Here is a 15,266-nt window from a genome sequence, read left to right as displayed (position 1 = left end):
ATCGCCGGGATCGTCCAGGTCCAGTCCTACCGGCGGCAGTTCGGTGCCTCCTACATATCGGCGATGCCCACCAACCTCTACGGGCCCGGTGACAACTTCGACCCCGAGACCTCGCACGTCCTGCCCGTGCCCGCCCTGACCGACGCCCTCGTCCGCGCCCGCCCCGCCGCCGTGGTGCTGTGGGCGCGCTCCCCGGGGACTGCCGACCTCTCCTGGCTGCGGACCGCGCTGGAGACGACCTCCGCCCCCGTCCACCCCGCCGGACCGGGCTGGCCCCCGGACATCCCCGGTGCCGCGGCCCCTCTGCACGACCTGCCCGGCGCCCTGGCGGCGCTCCTGGGCGCGCCGGACGGCCGCCGCCCCGTCTGATCCGCCCCCTGTGCCGGTCCGGGCGCACCGACGCCCCCGCGGCCACCCCGGCCGGGGCCGAACGGCACCCGGTACGAGGGCCGTTCGGCCCCGCGGACTGCTCCTGTCGGACCTGCCGCCGCCCCCTCGCCGGGCGGGAGGCTTGCAGGCGAAGAACAGGACTCCGGTACGCCGGAACCGGACACGAGGAGCCAAGGCCATGAGAGCAGCAGTCGTCCGAACACTCGGCGCGCCCCTGGTGATCGAGGACCGGCCCGATCCGCGGCCCGGCCCCGCGCAGGTCAGCATCCGCGTCGAGGCGTCGGGTCTGTGCCACACCGACATCCACGCCGCCCGCGGCGACTGGCCGGTCAAGCCCGACCCGCCCTTCGTCCCCGGCCACGAGGGCGTCGGCATCGTCGAGCGGCTCGGCGACGACGTCACCCACCTGTCGGTCGGCCAGCGGGTGGCGGTCCCCTGGCTCGGCTGGGCCTGCGGGCGCTGCGAGCACTGCCTGTCCGGCTGGGAGACGCTGTGCGAGCGGCAGAAGAACACCGGTTACGGCGTCGACGGCGGACACGCCGAGATGATGCTCGCCCACGCCGACTTCGCCCAGCCGGTGCCCGACGGCATCGACCCGCGCGAGGCGGCCCCGCTGACCTGTGCGGGGGTGACGACCTACAAGGCGGTCAAGGTCGCCGGGGTGGGCCCGACCGATCTGGTGGCCGTCTCCGGCATCGGCGGGCTGGGGCACCTCGCCGTCCAGTACGCCAAGATCGCCGGAGCCACCGTGGCTGCGATCGACGTCACCGACGACAAGCTCTCCCTCGCCGGGGAACTGGGCGCCGACATCCTGATCGACGCCCGCAAGGAGGACCCGGCCGAGGTGCTCCGGCGGCACGGCGGAGCGCACGCCGCCATCGCGCTCGCCGTCGACGACCGGGCGACGGAGGCGCTCCAGCGCGGCCTGCGGCGAGGCGGGAAGCTGGTGCTCGTCTCGCTCCCGGCGGGCGGCGCCCTGCGCGTCCCGGTCTTCGACACCGTGCTGAACGGCACCTCCGTCATCGGCTCGATCGTCGGCACCCGGCAGGACCTCGCCGAGGTCTTCGCCCTCCACGCGGCCGGGCGCACGAAGGTGATCTACGAGACCCGCCCGCTGGAGGCCGTCAACGACTGCATCCAGGAGATCCTCGGCGGCCACGTCAGGGCCCGCGTCGTCTTCGAGATGTGACGCGCCGCCGGCCCCGGCCGGTCCGCCCTCCGCCCCTGTCGCGGCCCCCGCCGGCAGGGGCGGAGGGCTGCCGGGGGTGACGGGCGGGCCCGCCCGCTCGCTACGGTGGGCACCATGTTCACCCCCCAGGGCCCGACCCTCCCCGAACTCGCCGTGCAGGCGCTGTCGTCCGTCGAGCGCGGCTACGACCTGCTCGCGCCGAAGTTCGACCGCACACCGTTCAGGACCTCGGACCGCCTGCTGGACGCCACCGCACGCGCACTCCGGCCGCTGGGGCCGTTCGGGACGGGCCTGGACGTGTGCTGCGGAACCGGCGCGGGGGTGGGCGTCCTGCGGCGGCTGTGCGAACGGCGGGCCGTCGGCGTCGACTTCAGCGCCGGCATGCTCGGCCGGGCCCGCTTTTCCCACCCGCGGTCCCCCGGCGGGCCGGCGGTGGACTGGGTGCGCGCCGACGTACGGAGGCTGCCCTTCGCCGGGGCCTTCGACCTGGCCGTCAGCTTCGGCGCGTTCGGGCACTTCCTGCCCAGGGAGCGGCCCGCGCTGTTCGCGGGGGTGCACGCGGCGCTCCGGCCCGGGGGCCTGTTCGCCTTCCCCGTCGGTGCGCCGCCCCCGGTAGGGTCGCGCGCGTACTGGACGCTGTGGGGTTTCGACGCGGTGATGCGGGTGCGCAACGCGCTGTGGCGTCCGCGGTTCGTCATGTACTACCGCACGTTCCCCCTTCCCCGGGTGCGCCGCGAACTGGCCGACGCGGGGTTCGAGGTGGGCACGCTGCCGCTGGAGGAACTCGGCCGGCGTGCGGACGGCAGTCCCCGCTGCCGGCTGGTCGTGGCCCGGCGCGCCCGAGGGGGCGGCCGGGGGTGAGGGCGGTACGGGGAGGCGGTCTTGTACGGACCGCCGGGCCGGTCCGATACTCGCTCCATTGATGTCAGGTACGCGTCATCAATGGCCTTCGGTGGACACGTCTCCGCGCGCCGCGCGACACCCCCCACGTGCCGTCGCCCACCGGCTTCCCCACCACCAGGAGGAGACCACGTGAGGACCAGGCGCACCACCAGATGGAGCACCGCCCGCCGCACCCGGCTGCTCGCCGCCGCGATCGGCCTGGGAGTCGCCGCCGTGGCCACCGCACCGAGCGCCACCGCGGCCGCCCCGCGCGCCTACGGCGCGGCCGAACTCTCCCGGGTGAGCGACGCCGTGCTCACCACGGACGTCGACGGCATCGCCTGGCACGCCGACGACCGCACCGGACGCGTCGTCGTCACCGCCGACAGCACCGTCTCGCCCGCCGACGTCGCGGCCCTGCGGAAGGCCGCCGGCGCGGACGCGGGCGCGATCAGGATCGAGCGGACACCGGGAGTCATCGCCCCGCTGGGCTCCGCCGGCGACGCCATCTACGGCAGCGGCTACCGCTGCTCGCTCGGCTTCAACGTCCTCAGCGGCGGCACGTACCACTTCCTCACCGCCGGGCACTGCGGCGACGTGGTCGACACCTGGTACGCCGACTCCGGTCAGCGCACGCTCATCGGCCCGACCGTGAAGTCGAGCTTCCCCGGCAACGACTACGCCCTCGTCCGCTACGACAACACCTCCCTGGGCCACCCGGGCGGATTCACCCCGGCCGACGCCCACGTGGGCCAGTCGGTCAAGCGCACCGGATCCACCACCGGCACCCACAGCGGCACCGTCACCGCCCTGAACGTCACGGTCCGCTACAGCGGCAGCGGCACCGTCCGCGGCATGATCCAGACGAACGTCTGCGCGGAGCCCGGTGATTCCGGCGGCCCCCTCTACGACGGCTCCCTCGCTCTCGGCATCACCTCCGGCGGCAGCGGCGACTGCCGCAGGGGCGGCACCACCTTCTACCAGCCGGTTCCCGAGGCACTCAGCGCCTACAGGGCGACCATGTACTGATCCGGCCGGGCGGGGGCCGCCCGGCCCCCGCCCGCCCCGGCGTCCGCGCGGCGGGACGCAGCCCGCCCGGAGGGCGCAGTAGCATCCGGGCCGGAACCGCACACCGGGGAGGCCGTCATGGTGGACGATGCCGGGCTGCGTCATCTGCGCCGCTGCGTGGAACTGGCGACCGAGGCGCTGGAGGCGGGCGACGAGCCGTTCGGCTCCGTACTCGTCGGCGGGGACGGTACGGTCCTGGCCGAGGACCGCAACCGGGTCGCCCTCGGAGACCGGACCCGTCACCCGGAGTTCGAGCTGGCGCGCTGGGCCGCCGCCCACATGACACCGGAGGAACGCGCGGCTGCGACCGTCTACACCTCCGGGGAGCACTGCCCGATGTGCGCAGCCGCGCACGCCTGGGTCGGGCTGGGCCGCATCGTCTACGCGAGCTCCTCCGCGCAACTGGCCTCCTGGCTCGACGAACTGGGCGTGCCCGCGCCGCCGGTGCGGACGCTGCCGGTCGAGGAGATCGCGCCCGGTGTCGCGGTGGAGGGGCCGGTGCCCGGCCTCGCGCTGGAGGTGCGCGAGCTGCACCGGCGCCTCCACGGCGCGGCCTGAGCCCGGACGGGGACAACCCGGCCGCCGGGCAGGGCGGTTCGCCGGGGAGGGGCATCCCACGGCGCGGCGGCCCGCCGCCTAGGCCCTGTCCGGCAGATCCCGCCTGCTCCGCGGTGTCCGGCACGCCCGCTCGCTGCGTTGCCGATCGTCGGCGCGGCACGCTGCGCTCTCCCCCTCCGCCCTGCGATCGCACGCACCGGACACCGCGGAGCCCGCCCTTCGGGCGGACAGCGCTGTTTGCCGGACAGGGCCTAGGATTCGGCTCCGTGCAGCAGCCATCCGAAACCCCGACGCACCCTGCCCGCCGCCGCACGGGTGCGCTCGTCGCCGCGCTGGCGGCCGGAGTGGTGATCGGCGGCGCAGGCGCCGGAGCCGCCTGGGCCCTCACCGGCGGAAGCGGCGGCGAGGTCGGCCCCGAGGCCGACGCGCGTGCGGCGTGCGGCGTCCTGGAGCGCTTCGAGGAGTCGGAGTACACGGAGAAGGGGCCGGCCGGCGAGGCGGCGCTCAACCGCTGGGGAGCGGCGCAGGCCCTCTCCGCCGCGGCGGCCGCGGGCGACGAGCGGTACGAGCCGCTCGCGGAGGCGCTGAGGAAGTCGCACCACCGGGTCCTCTCGGCCTTCGAGTTCGACGCCCGGGCGGAGAAGGACTTGGAGAGGGCGCGCGGGATCTGCGCGGATATGTGAACCGGTCCGCGCGGTACCGAGCCGCTTGGGTCGAGCCGCCCGTACCGAACCGCCCGTCCGGAGCCGTCCGGACCGTCAGCGGCCGGCCGCCGCCGTACGCGTGCAGGCCAGATAGGTCGCCCGGTGCACCGCACGCGCCAGGCGGGCGCCCCACAGGGAGCGGGGTCCCGCGAAGGGCTCGGCGGAGGCCGGGCGGCCCGGCGGGGGCGGCGCGGCGGCGACGCACACCGCGTCGGTCGGCGTGCCCGAGGCGTCCACACCGGCGTCCCGCAGCGCCTGGACCTTGGCCTCGGTGGCCGTGGCCACGGCGTTGACCAGAGCGGCGTCCGAGAGCGCGACCGGCACCGAGACCAGGATGTTGATGGTCCCGGCGGGCAGCGGTCCACCGCTGCCCGCGTCCGGCGCCGCCGCCCAGCCGTGTACGCCGATCCCGGCCGTGACCAGTGCCTCGACCCCCTCGTCCACCGCCAGGCAGCGGTCCAGCACCCGGGCCGCGGTCATCAGCCCCACGCCGGGACCCTCCGCGCCCGCCCGCCCGGCCAGTTCGGCCAGGTGCCGCTCGGCGTCCAGCCGTGCGTAGCCCGGGGGCACCTGGGTGTTGAGGACCCAGCCGCGCTCGCCGAGCCCGCCGCCCAGCAGCGCGCTGCTGATCATCCGCCGCTCGGCCCCGGGCCTCCAGAACAGCATCGGCCAGGAACCGCCCTGCTCCCGGTGGTGCAGGACGCGTACGCCGGCCAGGGAGCCGTGATGGGATCGCAGGAGCACGCTGCACCCTAGCGCGGGGCGCGGGAGCAGGCGCGAGGGGTGCCCGGACGCGGGAGGTGCCGACGGATCAGCGGAACTCGTGCACCACCCGGATCCGTCCGGAGATGTGGGCGTTGAACTCGTCGAGCTCCTCCGCCGGGACCCACAGTTCGAGGATGCCCTCCCCGCCGGCCTGCCGCACCGGATACCGGGACAGGAAGTCCGTCTCGACCTCGAAGCGTGTGACGAAACCCGCTCCGTCGTGCTTCACGTTCCAGTCCCTGGCGATCCTGATCGCGTAGTCCTCGTTCAGCACCGGGTAGAAGATCGGCTGTTCTGGCAGGCGGGGCGGCCAGGCACGCCACCGCGACTCCCGCACCAGTGCCAGTTCCTCCGGTCCGGTCGGGCGCCACAGGGTCGTCGTCGGGGGCCGGTCGGTCATTGCGCCGCCTTCGGTGCGTGCGTGCGGGAGGAAGGGACGGATGTGTGCCGCCGTGTCGTGCGGGAAGGGACGCTACCGGCGGCCGCGGGCCGCGGGCCACCGGTTATCCGTCCCGCGTCCCGCGGACGCCCCACCCCGGTGGGGCACGCGCCGGGCCCGTACCGGTTCACCGCGCCGGGGCCGTTCCACTGCATAAACTGATCACCGCAGATCTTTCTCGTCACTCACGACCCGTCAGGAGCGACCGCCATGGCAACCACCCGTACTGCCAAGACCCGCTGGGAAGGCAACCTCCTCGAGGGCAAGGGCAGCGTCGCCCTCGAGTCCTCCAGGATCGGCACCTACGACGTGAGCTGGCCCGCCCGCGCCGAGGAGCCCGGTGGCAAGACCAGCCCCGAGGAACTGATCGCGGCGGCCCACTCCGCCTGCTACTCGATGGCCTTCTCGGGCGGCCTGGCGCGCAAGGGCCACACGGTGGAGAAGGTCGACACCCAGGCGGACGTCACCTTCCAGCCGGGCGAGGGCATCACCGCCATCAAGCTGACCGTCCGCGCCACCGTTCCCGGGCTGTCCGAGGAGGACTTCCAGGCGGCCGCCGAGGAGGCCAAGGCCAACTGCCCGGTCAGCCAGGCCCTGGCCGGTGTCAAGAACATCACCCTGGACGCCCGGCTCGTCTGACGTGCCGGACCCGGGGCACGGCCCCGCGTACGACAGGGCCGGCCGGGACCGCACGCGCGGTCCCGGCCGGCCCTGTCGCGTCTCCGGAGCCGGCCCGCAGGGCTCGCCCGGAGAGGGCTCGGCGGGACGGCTCAGCGTGAGGGGGACCGGCCGGGCAGCCGCCGCAGTTTGACCACGGCGTCCTCCAGGACCGCCCGCTGCCCGTCGGGCCCGGTCGCGTCGCGCCGGTACTCCCCGGTCACCAGCGGCTCCCACTCCTCCTCCGGCAGACCGAGCGAGCCGAGGACCTGCGCCGACGTGGGCAGGGGCGGGTGGTCGCCGTGGCCGTGGTCGGCCGCCCACGGGGGAGGGCCGGCGTGCCCGACGACCAGCAGCACGCCACCCGGCGACACGGCCGCCGCGGCGTCGCGCAGGATCTGCTCCCTGGGCAGCTCGACGGGGGAGGGGGCGTGGAGGAAGTGGGTGGAGACCAGGTCGAAGACGCCCCCGGGGAAGGATTCGGCCAGATCGTGCCGCTGCCAGTCGATCCGGTCGGCCACACCCGCCCGCCGGGCCTGCTCGGCTCCGCGCTCCAGGGCGACCCCCGACACGTCGACCGCGGTGACGCGCCAGCCCTGCCGGGCGAGCCAGATCGCGTCGGCCCCCTCACCGCATCCCAGGTCCAGGGCGCTGCCCGGGGCCAGATCCGCCGTCTCACGGACCAGGACGGCGTTGGGCTCGCCGCTCCAGACCCGATCACCCGCGCCGTAGAAGTCGTCCCAGAACTCCCCGGCCGAGGCGCCGTCCACATCTTCGCCGCTCATCGCAGAACCTCCCTTCCCAGACCGGCGCGGGCCGCGACGGCCCGGCCGGTCTCCTCCTCCACCAGATCGGCGTTGATCGCCGCGGCGGCGCTCACACCCGCGGCGGCGGCGCCGGCGACCTTCCCGGCCAGGTCGGCGACGTCCCCGGCCACCCACACCCCGGGGACGGCGGTGGCACCGGTCGCGTCGGCGGCGACGCGCTCACCGAGGACGTGGCCGCCCGCCGTCTGCTCGACCGTCTCCAGACCCAGACCGGCCAGGAAAGCCGCGCGGGCGGTGAAGCGCGGGGCGACCACCAGCGCCCGGCAGGGCACGGTCCGCCCGTCCGTGAGCCGTACGCCGGCGAGACGGCCGCCGCTCGTCTCCAGGCCGGTCACCTCGCCGTCGACGACGGCGACGCCGCGGGCGGCGAGCCGCTCGTACTCCCGGTCGCCGGGCTCGGGACCGATGTGCCGCAGCAGGGTCACGTCCGCGCTCCACTGCCGCCACAACAGCGCCTGCCGGACGGCCGCCGGCCCGGTGGACAGCACGCCGATCGGCAGGTCGCGCACCTCCCAGCCGTGGCAGTACGGGCAGTGAAGGACATCGCGTCCCCACAGCTCCGCCAGCCCCGGCACCCCGGGCAGCCCGTCGGCCAGGCCCGTGGCCACCAGCAGCCGGCCCGCCGCCACGGTGGTCCCGTCGTCCAGGCGGAGGCGGAAACCTCCGGCGGCCAGGCGCTCGGCGGCCGTGACGGTGCCTGCCGTGATCTCGCCCCCGTAGCGGAGCACCTCGGCGCGCCCGGCGGCCGTCAGCTCCAGGGGCGGCGTGCCGTCGAGCCCCAGATAGCCGTGGACACCGGCGGCCGGTGCGTTGCGCGGCCGCCCGGAATCGACCACCAGGACCGAGCGGCGCGCCCGGGCCAGGGTCAGCGCCCCGCTCAGCCCGGCGGCGCCGCCCCCGACGACCACCACGTCGTGGAGCCGTTCGGCGTCCCGGACGGGTGGGGCCGGGGAGCTCCCGTCATATCCGGTCATGTCTCTCCTTCCGTCATACGGCAAGCCTCCGCCCGTGCCCGTCCGCTTGACAAACATCTTTGCCGGACCGGCAAATGGGGGGATGGCCGACGACGACCTCGAGAACGTCCTCACCGGTGTGGGCCCCAGGCTGCGGGCCCTGCGCCAGGCGCGCGGTGCCACGCTCTCCCAGGTGAGCGAGACGACCGGGATCTCGCTCAGCACCCTCTCGCGCCTGGAGTCGGGGCAGCGCAGGCCCACCCTGGAGCTGCTGCTCCCCCTGGCCAGGGCCTATCACGTCCCCCTGGACGAACTCGTCGGCGCGCCCGCCACCGGCGACCCCCGCGTCCACCCCCGCCCCTTCACCCGGTACGGGCAGACCTTCGTGCCGCTGACCCGCAGCCTGGGCGGTCTGCACGCCTACAAGCAGATCATGCCCGCCGGGTACGGCGGGGGAGGGCGGCCCGAGCAGCAGACGCACGAGGGCTACGAGTGGCTCTACGTCCTGTCCGGGCGGCTGCGGCTGGCCCTGGGCGAGCACGACCTCGTCCTCGGCGCGGGGGAGGCCGCCGAGTTCGACACCCGTACCCCCCACGGCTTCGCGAACGCCGGGGAGCGGCCCGTCGAGTTCATCAGCATCTTCGGGCCGCAGGGCGAGCGGATGCACGTACGCGCCCGGCCCTCGAAGGGCGCGGGGTGAGGGCCGCCGCGCACGCCCGGAGGTACGGGCGGGGAAGTGGCGGGCGGTGCCGGGACGGCCCGCGGCGGGCGGCGCCTGCCGGCCGGGCGCAGGGCTGCTGCGCGTCGGCGTCTCAGGCGCCGCCGGCGCGCAGCAGCCGGTCCAGGAAGGGGTTGGTGAACACCCGGTGCGGATCGAGCCGGTCCAGCGCGGCCACCGCGCCGTCCCAGCCGGGCAGGGAAGCCGGCACCGCTGTGCCGATGACCTCCCGGTCGTCCCAGGCGGCCCGGTCGGTGTAGGCCCAGCCCTTGGACCACTCGACCCTGGCCAGCGCGTACGTCCCGTCGAAGGCGCGCAGCAGGAAGCGCTCCAGCTCCCGGTAGAAGGACGGCGCGTCGGGTGTGCCGGGGAGGGTGAGCACGTCCAGCCAGACGGCCGTGTCCCACTCCGGGCGGTCGGGCACCGGACGCAGCGCGGACAGCGCCGGGACCTGTGCGCCGGGCACGTCGGCCTCCTCCGGCCGGTCGAGCCCGGTGACGCGTATCTCCACCGACCCGTTGACCGGGAAGCGGCCCTCCGCCGCGTACGCGGCGAGCCGCTCCCGGTAGAACGCCGTGAACTCGGCGACCACCCGCTGCACCCGGGACCGGGCGGTCACCACCGCGTACCCGTTGGCCGTGACGCGCAGGGTGGTGGGCTTGATGTAGAGCAGGGTGTTCTTCGAGGGGCCCCACAGGTCGGCGGAGGCCGTGGCCACCAGCCCGGCCGCGGCGGCGGTGGACTGGGCCTCGCCCAGGGCGGGGGCCAGATACCAGGCGGCCTCCGTGACCATCGTCCCGGCCAGGTCCGCCACGGGCCTCGGAACGTTGTCCGAGAAGGGGTAGTTGTACGGCCGGTCGACCGGCCGGGAGGTGAGCGGGCGGCCGGGGCAGACGCTCCACACCTTCAGCCAGGGGTGCTCGCTGAAGGCGAACCAGATCGCCTCGACCCGCCCGGTCTCCTCCACGAAGGAGGCGAGGGTGCGTCCGCCGCGGCCCGGCGGGGCGAAGAGTTCGGCGGCCGGTATGTCGGTGCGGCTGACGCACCGCAGGTTGTCGTCGCCGCCCACGCGCAGCACGGCCTCGGTGACCAGTGACCGGCCGAGGTGGGTGAGCAGGACGGCGCAGTCGGGGTGGTCGCGGTCGAAGGTCCGGGCGGTGTACTCGCCGCCGTCCGCGTCCCACACGACCGCGGTGAGCGACAGGACGCGGTTGCTGAGCGAGCCGTAGGTCCGGCCCGGGGCGCGCACCTCGCCCCGGGCGGGGACGGCGGTGCCGTGCGCGTCGACGGCGAGTACGCCGCCGAGCGTGAGGTCGCCGGGCGCGGGAGCGGCGGTCAGACCGAGGCCGTGCTCCTCCAGGCGGGTCAGCAGCTCCTCCATCGACACGCCCGCGCCGGCCCGCACCGACGCGGACGAGCCCGCCGCTGAGCTCACCCGGACGTCCGTCAGATGGCGGGCGGTGTCCATGAGCAGCACCGGCCGCCCGCCCCGGGCCCCGTCCGCGAGGGTCAGCGGCGACCAGCCGTGGGAGTGGCCCCGCGGCCGTACCGTCCAGCCGTTGCGGTGCGCCCAGTTCACCACGGCGACCACCTGGCCGGTGTCGCGCGGGGCGCACGCCCACAGGCCGTCGGAGACCGTCTCGCCCGACCAGTTGCGATAGGGGGAGCGGTAGAGCCGGACCTGCTCGGGGAAGCCGGAGGGATCGGTGCCCGAGACGACAGGGACGCCCGGGACGTCAGCGGCGCCTCCGGCGAACGCCGGCGCGGCGGCCGGTGCCGTCGCGCCGGTCACCGTCAGCCCCGTCGCCGCTCGCAGGAGGCGGCGCCTGCTCCACCGTTCGTACGTCCCTCGATCATTCATGCGGACACGCTAGGACCCGGAGCGCCCCACCGGGCCGTACGGGCGGTGGTTTCACCCGTACGGGGTACCGGATCCCCAGGCCGCCGGCCGGCCCTTCGCGGACTGCCCGCACAGCCCGCCGGAGCGGGTGTGGACCGGTTCCGGCCACGGCGCCGGGCCCGGTCCGGTCCCCGGCCCGCACGGGATCCGGCGCGGGCCTGCGCCGGCCGCAAATCGACGCGCCGAAGGGATCGCGCATTCGTCCTGTTATCGATGCTCGATTTCTCGGAACGGGTTCCTCGTTGATCTTATTTCCATATCTTTTAATGTCTATAAATCGGTTCGCTCGGGCGGAATTAGAGGAAGTGGCGTGCCGGCCGAGCGCGCTTTCCGGATGACCGAAACCCCTCCTTGACCCGTCGTGCGGCAGGGCTCGACACTTCCTGGAGAACTCATGCATCAGGGGTTACGGGCCGCCCGGCCCGGCCGTGCGAAACCGACCGCGCACGGGGTGTGTGACGGGGGAATCGGACAAGACGTGCGTGGTGCGTCGCCGCCTGCGCGCATTCTCTCCACTTTTTCTCCTCAACCCTCGGTGCGCGAAGGGAATGGAGGGGAATGCCGGTGCAAACGGGCCATCCCGGCGTATACATCGAGGAACTTCCCAGCAGCGTCCGCACCATCTCGGCGGTCACCACCTCGGTCACCGCTTTCGTGGGCCACACCCGCCGAGGTCCGCTCAACCGGCCGGTGAGGGTCACCAGCTTCGCCGACTTCGAGCGCCGCTTCGGCGGGCTCACCGCGCAGAGCGCCGTCGCCTACGCCGTGCACCAGTTCTTCGGCAACGGCGGCACCACCGCGGTGGTCGTGCGCGTCGCCGCGGCCGGCACCGGTGAGGAGGCCTGCGCCACCCTGGAGTCGACCGAGGGGCACAGCGCCTGCCCCGTGATGACCGTGCACGCCAAGGAGCCCGGCGTCTGGGGCTCCCGGCTGCGCCTGGCCGTCGACCACGACACCCGCGACCCCGAAGAGACCTTCAACCTGCGGGTCCTGGACGCGGACGGCAGCACGCGCGAGACCTTCACCGGCCTGTCCATGGAACCGGGCCACGGACGCCACGCCGAGACGGTGGTGAACGCCGGCTCCGCGCTGGTGCGGGCCGACGTCATCGGCGAGGGCAGGCCGGATCCGTCGGGCACGGTCTCCAAGCCGTTCGCCGACGAACTGCCCGGCCTCGCCGTCGAGCTGACCGTGAAGATCGGCGACGTGGAGCGCGAGTTCACGCTCCACGACCCCGACCGGGACGGCGAGCCCCCGCGGAACGTCGCCGAACTGGCACTGCTCCTGGAGCGCAAGCTGCGCGCCCTGCCGGACGCGCCCGGCAAGCGGGCCTTCGCCGGTGCGGAGGTCACCGCCTTCGGCCGCCGCCTCCAGGTCGTCGCCGGCTCCACCGACCCCCGCGACACCGTCCGCTTCCTCGGCGAGTGCGCCAACGACCTGGGCCTTGAGGCGACCGTCAACCCCCCGGTCCTCCCGCTGACCGGAGGAGTGGACGGAGACCCGCCCGGCCCGCGCGACCTCGTCGGCGACGAGGCCGGCAAGACCGGGCTCCACGCACTGCGCGACGTCGACGACGTCAATCTGCTGTCGCTCCCGGAACTCGCGGCCTACGACTCCACCGACGACATGATCACGGTGATCTCGGCCGCGCAGGCGCTCTGCCGGGAGCGCCGGATCTTCCTGCTCGCGGACGCGCCCGGTTCCTGGGCCGACGTCGACGGCGTCCGCGCCGGGCTGAGCGCCTTCGACCCCGTACGGGACGGGCAGACGGCGCTGTACTTCCCCCAGTTGCAGATGACCGACCCGCTCACGGGACGGCTGCGCTCCTTCCCGCCCTCGGGCGCGATCGCCGGCGTCTGCGCCCGCACCGACGCCGAGCGCGGTGTGTGGAAGGCGCCCGCGGGCACCGAGGCCCGGCTGGCCGGCGTCCGCTCGCTGAGCGTGCGGCTCACCGACCGCGAGAACGCCCTGCTGAACCCGCTCGGCGTCAACTGCCTGCGCACCCTCCCGGCCGTCGGATCGGTGGTCTGGGGCGCCCGCACCCTCCAGGGCGCGGACGCCCTCGACAGCGAGTGGAAGTACGTCTCCGTGCGGCGGCTGACGCTGCACGTCGAGGAGAGCCTCTACCGCGGACTGCAGTGGGTCGTGTTCGAGCCCAACGGCGAGCAGTTGTGGCAGCAGATCCGGCTGGACGCCTCGGCCTACCTCAACACCCTCTTCCGGCAGGGCGCCTTCAAGGGCGCCACCCCGCGCGAGGCGTACTTCGTCAAGTGCGACAGGGAGACCACCACGGACGAGGACGTCGCGCGCGGTGTGGTGAACGTCCTGGTCGGAATCGCGCCGGTCAAGCCCGCCGAGTTCGTGGTCGTCAAGATCCAGCAGACCGCCGGACAGTTCGAGATTTAGGATTCCGATGGCTGAATTCCAGGTGAACGCGCAGCGTTTCGACCCCTACAAGAACTTCAAGTTCCTGGTGTTGTGGGGTGGGCGCACGGTCGCGGGCGTCAGCAAGATCAGCCCGCTGAAGCGGACCACGGAAGTGGTCAAGCACCGGCACGGCGGCGATCCGAGTTCACCGCGCAAATCGCCGGGCCGTTCCGAGTTCGAGGGCATCACCCTGGAGCGCGGCGTCACACACGACCCCGAGTTCGACCGCTGGGCCAACAAGGTGTGGCAGGTCGGCGCCGGGCTCGGGGCCGAGGTGTCGCTCGCCGACTTCCGCAAGGACATCGTCATCCAGGTCCTCAACGAGGCCGGGCAGGTGGCCGTCTCGCACAAGCTCTACCGGACCTGGCCGAGCGAGTACCAGGTGCTGGGCGAGCTGGACGCCAACGCCAACGCGGTGGCCATCCAGAGCCTCAAGCTGGAGTGCGAGGGCTGGGAGCGCGACTACGAGGTGCCCGAGCCCACCGAGCCCTCGTTCACCAACCCCTGAGCGGACGGTACGGCGGATGACGGCTGGGGCGGCGGAGACGGCGGTGGCAGCCGCACCGTTGACAGCGGAGACGGCGGCGCCGGCCGCGGCGGTGACGGCGGGGCCCGCGGAACTGCTGGCCGTCTGGGAGGCGGGACTTGGGCTGGCCGATCCAGGTCGCGCCCTCCTGCTGCACCGCACCGCCCGCCCGGAGGCCGGCGACGGCGAACTGCTGTCGGCGCCGGTCGGCGAGCGGGAGGCGGACCTGTTCGCGTTGCGCCGGGCACTGTTCGGCGAGCGGATGCAGGTGCGGGTGGAGTGCGAACCATGCGGCGAGGCAATGGAGTTCGACCTCGGCACGGACGATCTGGCCGCCCGGCCGCCCCGGCGGGACGGCCCCCTGCGGGTGGCCGAGGAGGACTGGGAGGTGGAGTTCCGGCTGCCGACCGTCGCCGACCTGGCGGCCGTGGCCGAGGCGGTGGAGGCCGCCCGGGGCACGGCCGCCGACCAGGGCGCGGAGGGGCAGGGTCTGGACGGAGCCTCCGCCCGAGCCCTGCTGGCCGCCCGCTGCACGGTGTCGGCCGTACGCGCCGGGCGGCCGGTCCCCGCCGGCCGGCTGCCCGCCCTGCTGCCCGAGACGGTGCTGCGGCGCGTCGCCGAGGCCGCCGAACAGGCAGACCCGGCCGCCGACGTGACGCTCAGGGTCTCCTGCCCCGAATGCGGCGGGACGACCCGGGCCGAGCTCGACATCGCCTCCTACCTGTGGGCCGAACTCGACGCCTGGGCGAGGGACCTGCTCCTCGACGTCCATCTGCTCGCCGGCGCCTACGGCTGGACCGAGCCGGAGATCCTGGCGCTCAGTCCGCTGCGGCGCCGCTACTACCTGGAGCTGTGCGCCGATGCCTGACCACTTCGACCGGCTGCTGACCCGGCACGTCCCCGCGGTCCGCGGTGCCGAGGCCGCCCCGGGCGGCGGGCCGGGCGTACCCGTACGGGTACGCCCCCGGCTGCCCGAGCCGTACGAGCGCGTCGAGGCGCTGTGGGGGGCGCCCCTGGAGCCGGAGGGAGCAGACCTCTTCCTCCCGTCCGCCCCCCGTCCGGCCGCGCGGCCCGGGGAGGACCGGGCGGCGGTACGGCACGAGCGGGAGATCCGCACCGAGCACCGGACCGTGGTGCGGACCGAGCCGGTACCGGACGGTGAACGGGCACGAACGCCCGTGGAGGAACGGCCCGCCCGGCCGCCGGTCGCCGGGCGGGCGGCGGCCGTACCGCGTCCCGCGGCCGTGCCCGCGCCCCTGCGCG

Annotated in this window: 15 protein-coding genes and 2 pseudogenes; 12 read left to right on the top strand and 5 right to left on the bottom strand. The window is 74.6% G+C overall.

Annotation, left to right across the window (positions count from 1 at the left end):
* From ACLIYP_RS24670 to ACLIYP_RS24645, 6 genes and pseudogenes are all read left to right on the top strand, one after another.
* Positions 1-126 (top strand): annotated as a pseudogene (locus ACLIYP_RS24670) (NAD-dependent epimerase/dehydratase family protein); the annotation flags it as partial.
* Positions 127-568: 442 nt separating this feature from the next.
* Positions 569-1,579 carry a zinc-dependent alcohol dehydrogenase gene (locus ACLIYP_RS24665; RefSeq protein WP_412715308.1) on the top strand — a complete coding sequence of 337 codons (1,011 nt, stop codon included), beginning with the start codon at positions 569-571 and terminating at the stop codon, positions 1,577-1,579.
* Positions 1,580-1,693: 114 nt separating this feature from the next.
* Positions 1,694-2,440 carry a class I SAM-dependent methyltransferase gene (locus ACLIYP_RS24660; RefSeq protein WP_412715307.1) on the top strand — a complete coding sequence of 249 codons (747 nt, stop codon included), beginning with the start codon at positions 1,694-1,696 and terminating at the stop codon, positions 2,438-2,440.
* Positions 2,441-2,611: 171 nt separating this feature from the next.
* Positions 2,612-3,490 (top strand): S1 family peptidase, encoded by an 879-nt coding sequence (locus ACLIYP_RS24655; protein WP_412715306.1) that lies wholly within the window; start codon positions 2,612-2,614, stop codon positions 3,488-3,490.
* Positions 3,491-3,607: 117 nt separating this feature from the next.
* Positions 3,608-4,087 (top strand): nucleoside deaminase, encoded by a 480-nt coding sequence (locus ACLIYP_RS24650; RefSeq protein ID WP_412715305.1) that lies wholly within the window; start codon positions 3,608-3,610, stop codon positions 4,085-4,087.
* 266 nt (positions 4,088-4,353) lie between these two features.
* Complete coding sequence (locus ACLIYP_RS24645) at positions 4,354-4,770, top strand: hypothetical protein (protein ID WP_412715304.1); 417 nt, start codon at positions 4,354-4,356, stop codon at positions 4,768-4,770.
* A gap of 75 nt (positions 4,771-4,845) precedes the next feature.
* On the opposite strand, the gene ACLIYP_RS24640 is transcribed toward ACLIYP_RS24645, so the two are convergent.
* Together ACLIYP_RS24640 and ACLIYP_RS24635 are read right to left on the bottom strand one after the other, a co-directional pair.
* The gene (locus ACLIYP_RS24640) at positions 4,846-5,457 is read right to left on the bottom strand and encodes an adenosylcobinamide amidohydrolase (RefSeq protein WP_412715309.1); all 612 of its coding nucleotides are present in this window, start codon (positions 5,455-5,457) and stop codon (positions 4,846-4,848) included.
* Between the two features lie 145 nt (positions 5,458-5,602).
* Positions 5,603-5,956: a hypothetical protein gene (locus ACLIYP_RS24635; RefSeq protein ID WP_412715303.1), complete on the bottom strand. Its 354-nt coding sequence runs from the start codon at positions 5,954-5,956 to the stop codon at positions 5,603-5,605.
* 249 nt (positions 5,957-6,205) lie between these two features.
* Here ACLIYP_RS24635 and ACLIYP_RS24630 point away from each other — a divergent pair, with 249 nt between their 5' ends.
* A complete protein-coding gene (locus ACLIYP_RS24630; RefSeq protein ID WP_412715302.1) occupies positions 6,206-6,634 on the top strand; it encodes an OsmC family protein in 429 nt (142 codons plus the stop codon).
* A 131-nt stretch (positions 6,635-6,765) separates the two neighbouring features.
* Here ACLIYP_RS24630 and ACLIYP_RS24625 read toward each other — a convergent pair whose 3' ends face one another.
* Complete coding sequence (locus ACLIYP_RS24625) at positions 6,766-7,437, bottom strand: class I SAM-dependent methyltransferase (RefSeq protein ID WP_412715301.1); 672 nt, start codon at positions 7,435-7,437, stop codon at positions 6,766-6,768.
* The gene (locus ACLIYP_RS24620) at positions 7,434-8,453 is read right to left on the bottom strand and encodes an NAD(P)/FAD-dependent oxidoreductase (RefSeq protein ID WP_412715300.1); all 1,020 of its coding nucleotides are present in this window, start codon (positions 8,451-8,453) and stop codon (positions 7,434-7,436) included. The genes ACLIYP_RS24625 and ACLIYP_RS24620 overlap by 4 nt, the downstream gene beginning before the upstream one ends.
* A gap of 82 nt (positions 8,454-8,535) precedes the next feature.
* On the opposite strand from ACLIYP_RS24620, the gene ACLIYP_RS24615 reads away from it, so the two are divergent.
* On the top strand, positions 8,536-9,132 hold the full coding sequence (locus tag ACLIYP_RS24615) for a helix-turn-helix domain-containing protein (RefSeq protein ID WP_412715299.1): 597 nt from the start codon (positions 8,536-8,538) through the stop codon (positions 9,130-9,132).
* Between the two features lie 112 nt (positions 9,133-9,244).
* Here the strand turns inward: ACLIYP_RS24615 and ACLIYP_RS24610 are convergent, their stop codons facing one another.
* Positions 9,245-11,011, bottom strand: coding sequence for a cholesterol oxidase substrate-binding domain-containing protein (locus ACLIYP_RS24610; protein WP_412715298.1), 1,767 nt, complete (start codon positions 11,009-11,011; stop codon positions 9,245-9,247).
* A gap of 597 nt (positions 11,012-11,608) precedes the next feature.
* Between ACLIYP_RS24610 and ACLIYP_RS24605 the strand changes: the two genes are divergently transcribed.
* From ACLIYP_RS24605 to ACLIYP_RS24590, 4 genes and pseudogenes are all read left to right on the top strand, one after another.
* Positions 11,609-13,456 (top strand): phage tail sheath family protein, encoded by a 1,848-nt coding sequence (locus ACLIYP_RS24605; protein WP_412715297.1) that lies wholly within the window; start codon positions 11,609-11,611, stop codon positions 13,454-13,456.
* Positions 13,457-13,463: 7 nt separating this feature from the next.
* Positions 13,464-13,985 (top strand): phage tail protein, encoded by a 522-nt coding sequence (locus ACLIYP_RS24600; protein WP_093659737.1) that lies wholly within the window; start codon positions 13,464-13,466, stop codon positions 13,983-13,985.
* A 43-nt stretch (positions 13,986-14,028) separates the two neighbouring features.
* Positions 14,029-14,871, top strand: coding sequence for a T4 family baseplate hub assembly chaperone (locus tag ACLIYP_RS24595; RefSeq protein WP_412715296.1), 843 nt, complete (start codon positions 14,029-14,031; stop codon positions 14,869-14,871).
* Positions 14,864-15,266 (top strand): annotated as a pseudogene (locus ACLIYP_RS24590) (hypothetical protein); the annotation flags it as partial. The gene ACLIYP_RS24595 and the pseudogene ACLIYP_RS24590, both read left to right, overlap by 8 nt.

This window comes from Streptomyces nanhaiensis (assembly GCF_046614825.1).
In the GTDB taxonomy this organism is placed as follows: domain Bacteria; phylum Actinomycetota; class Actinomycetes; order Streptomycetales; family Streptomycetaceae; genus Streptomyces; species Streptomyces radiopugnans.
This window is presented reverse-complemented; position numbering and strand designations above follow the sequence as displayed.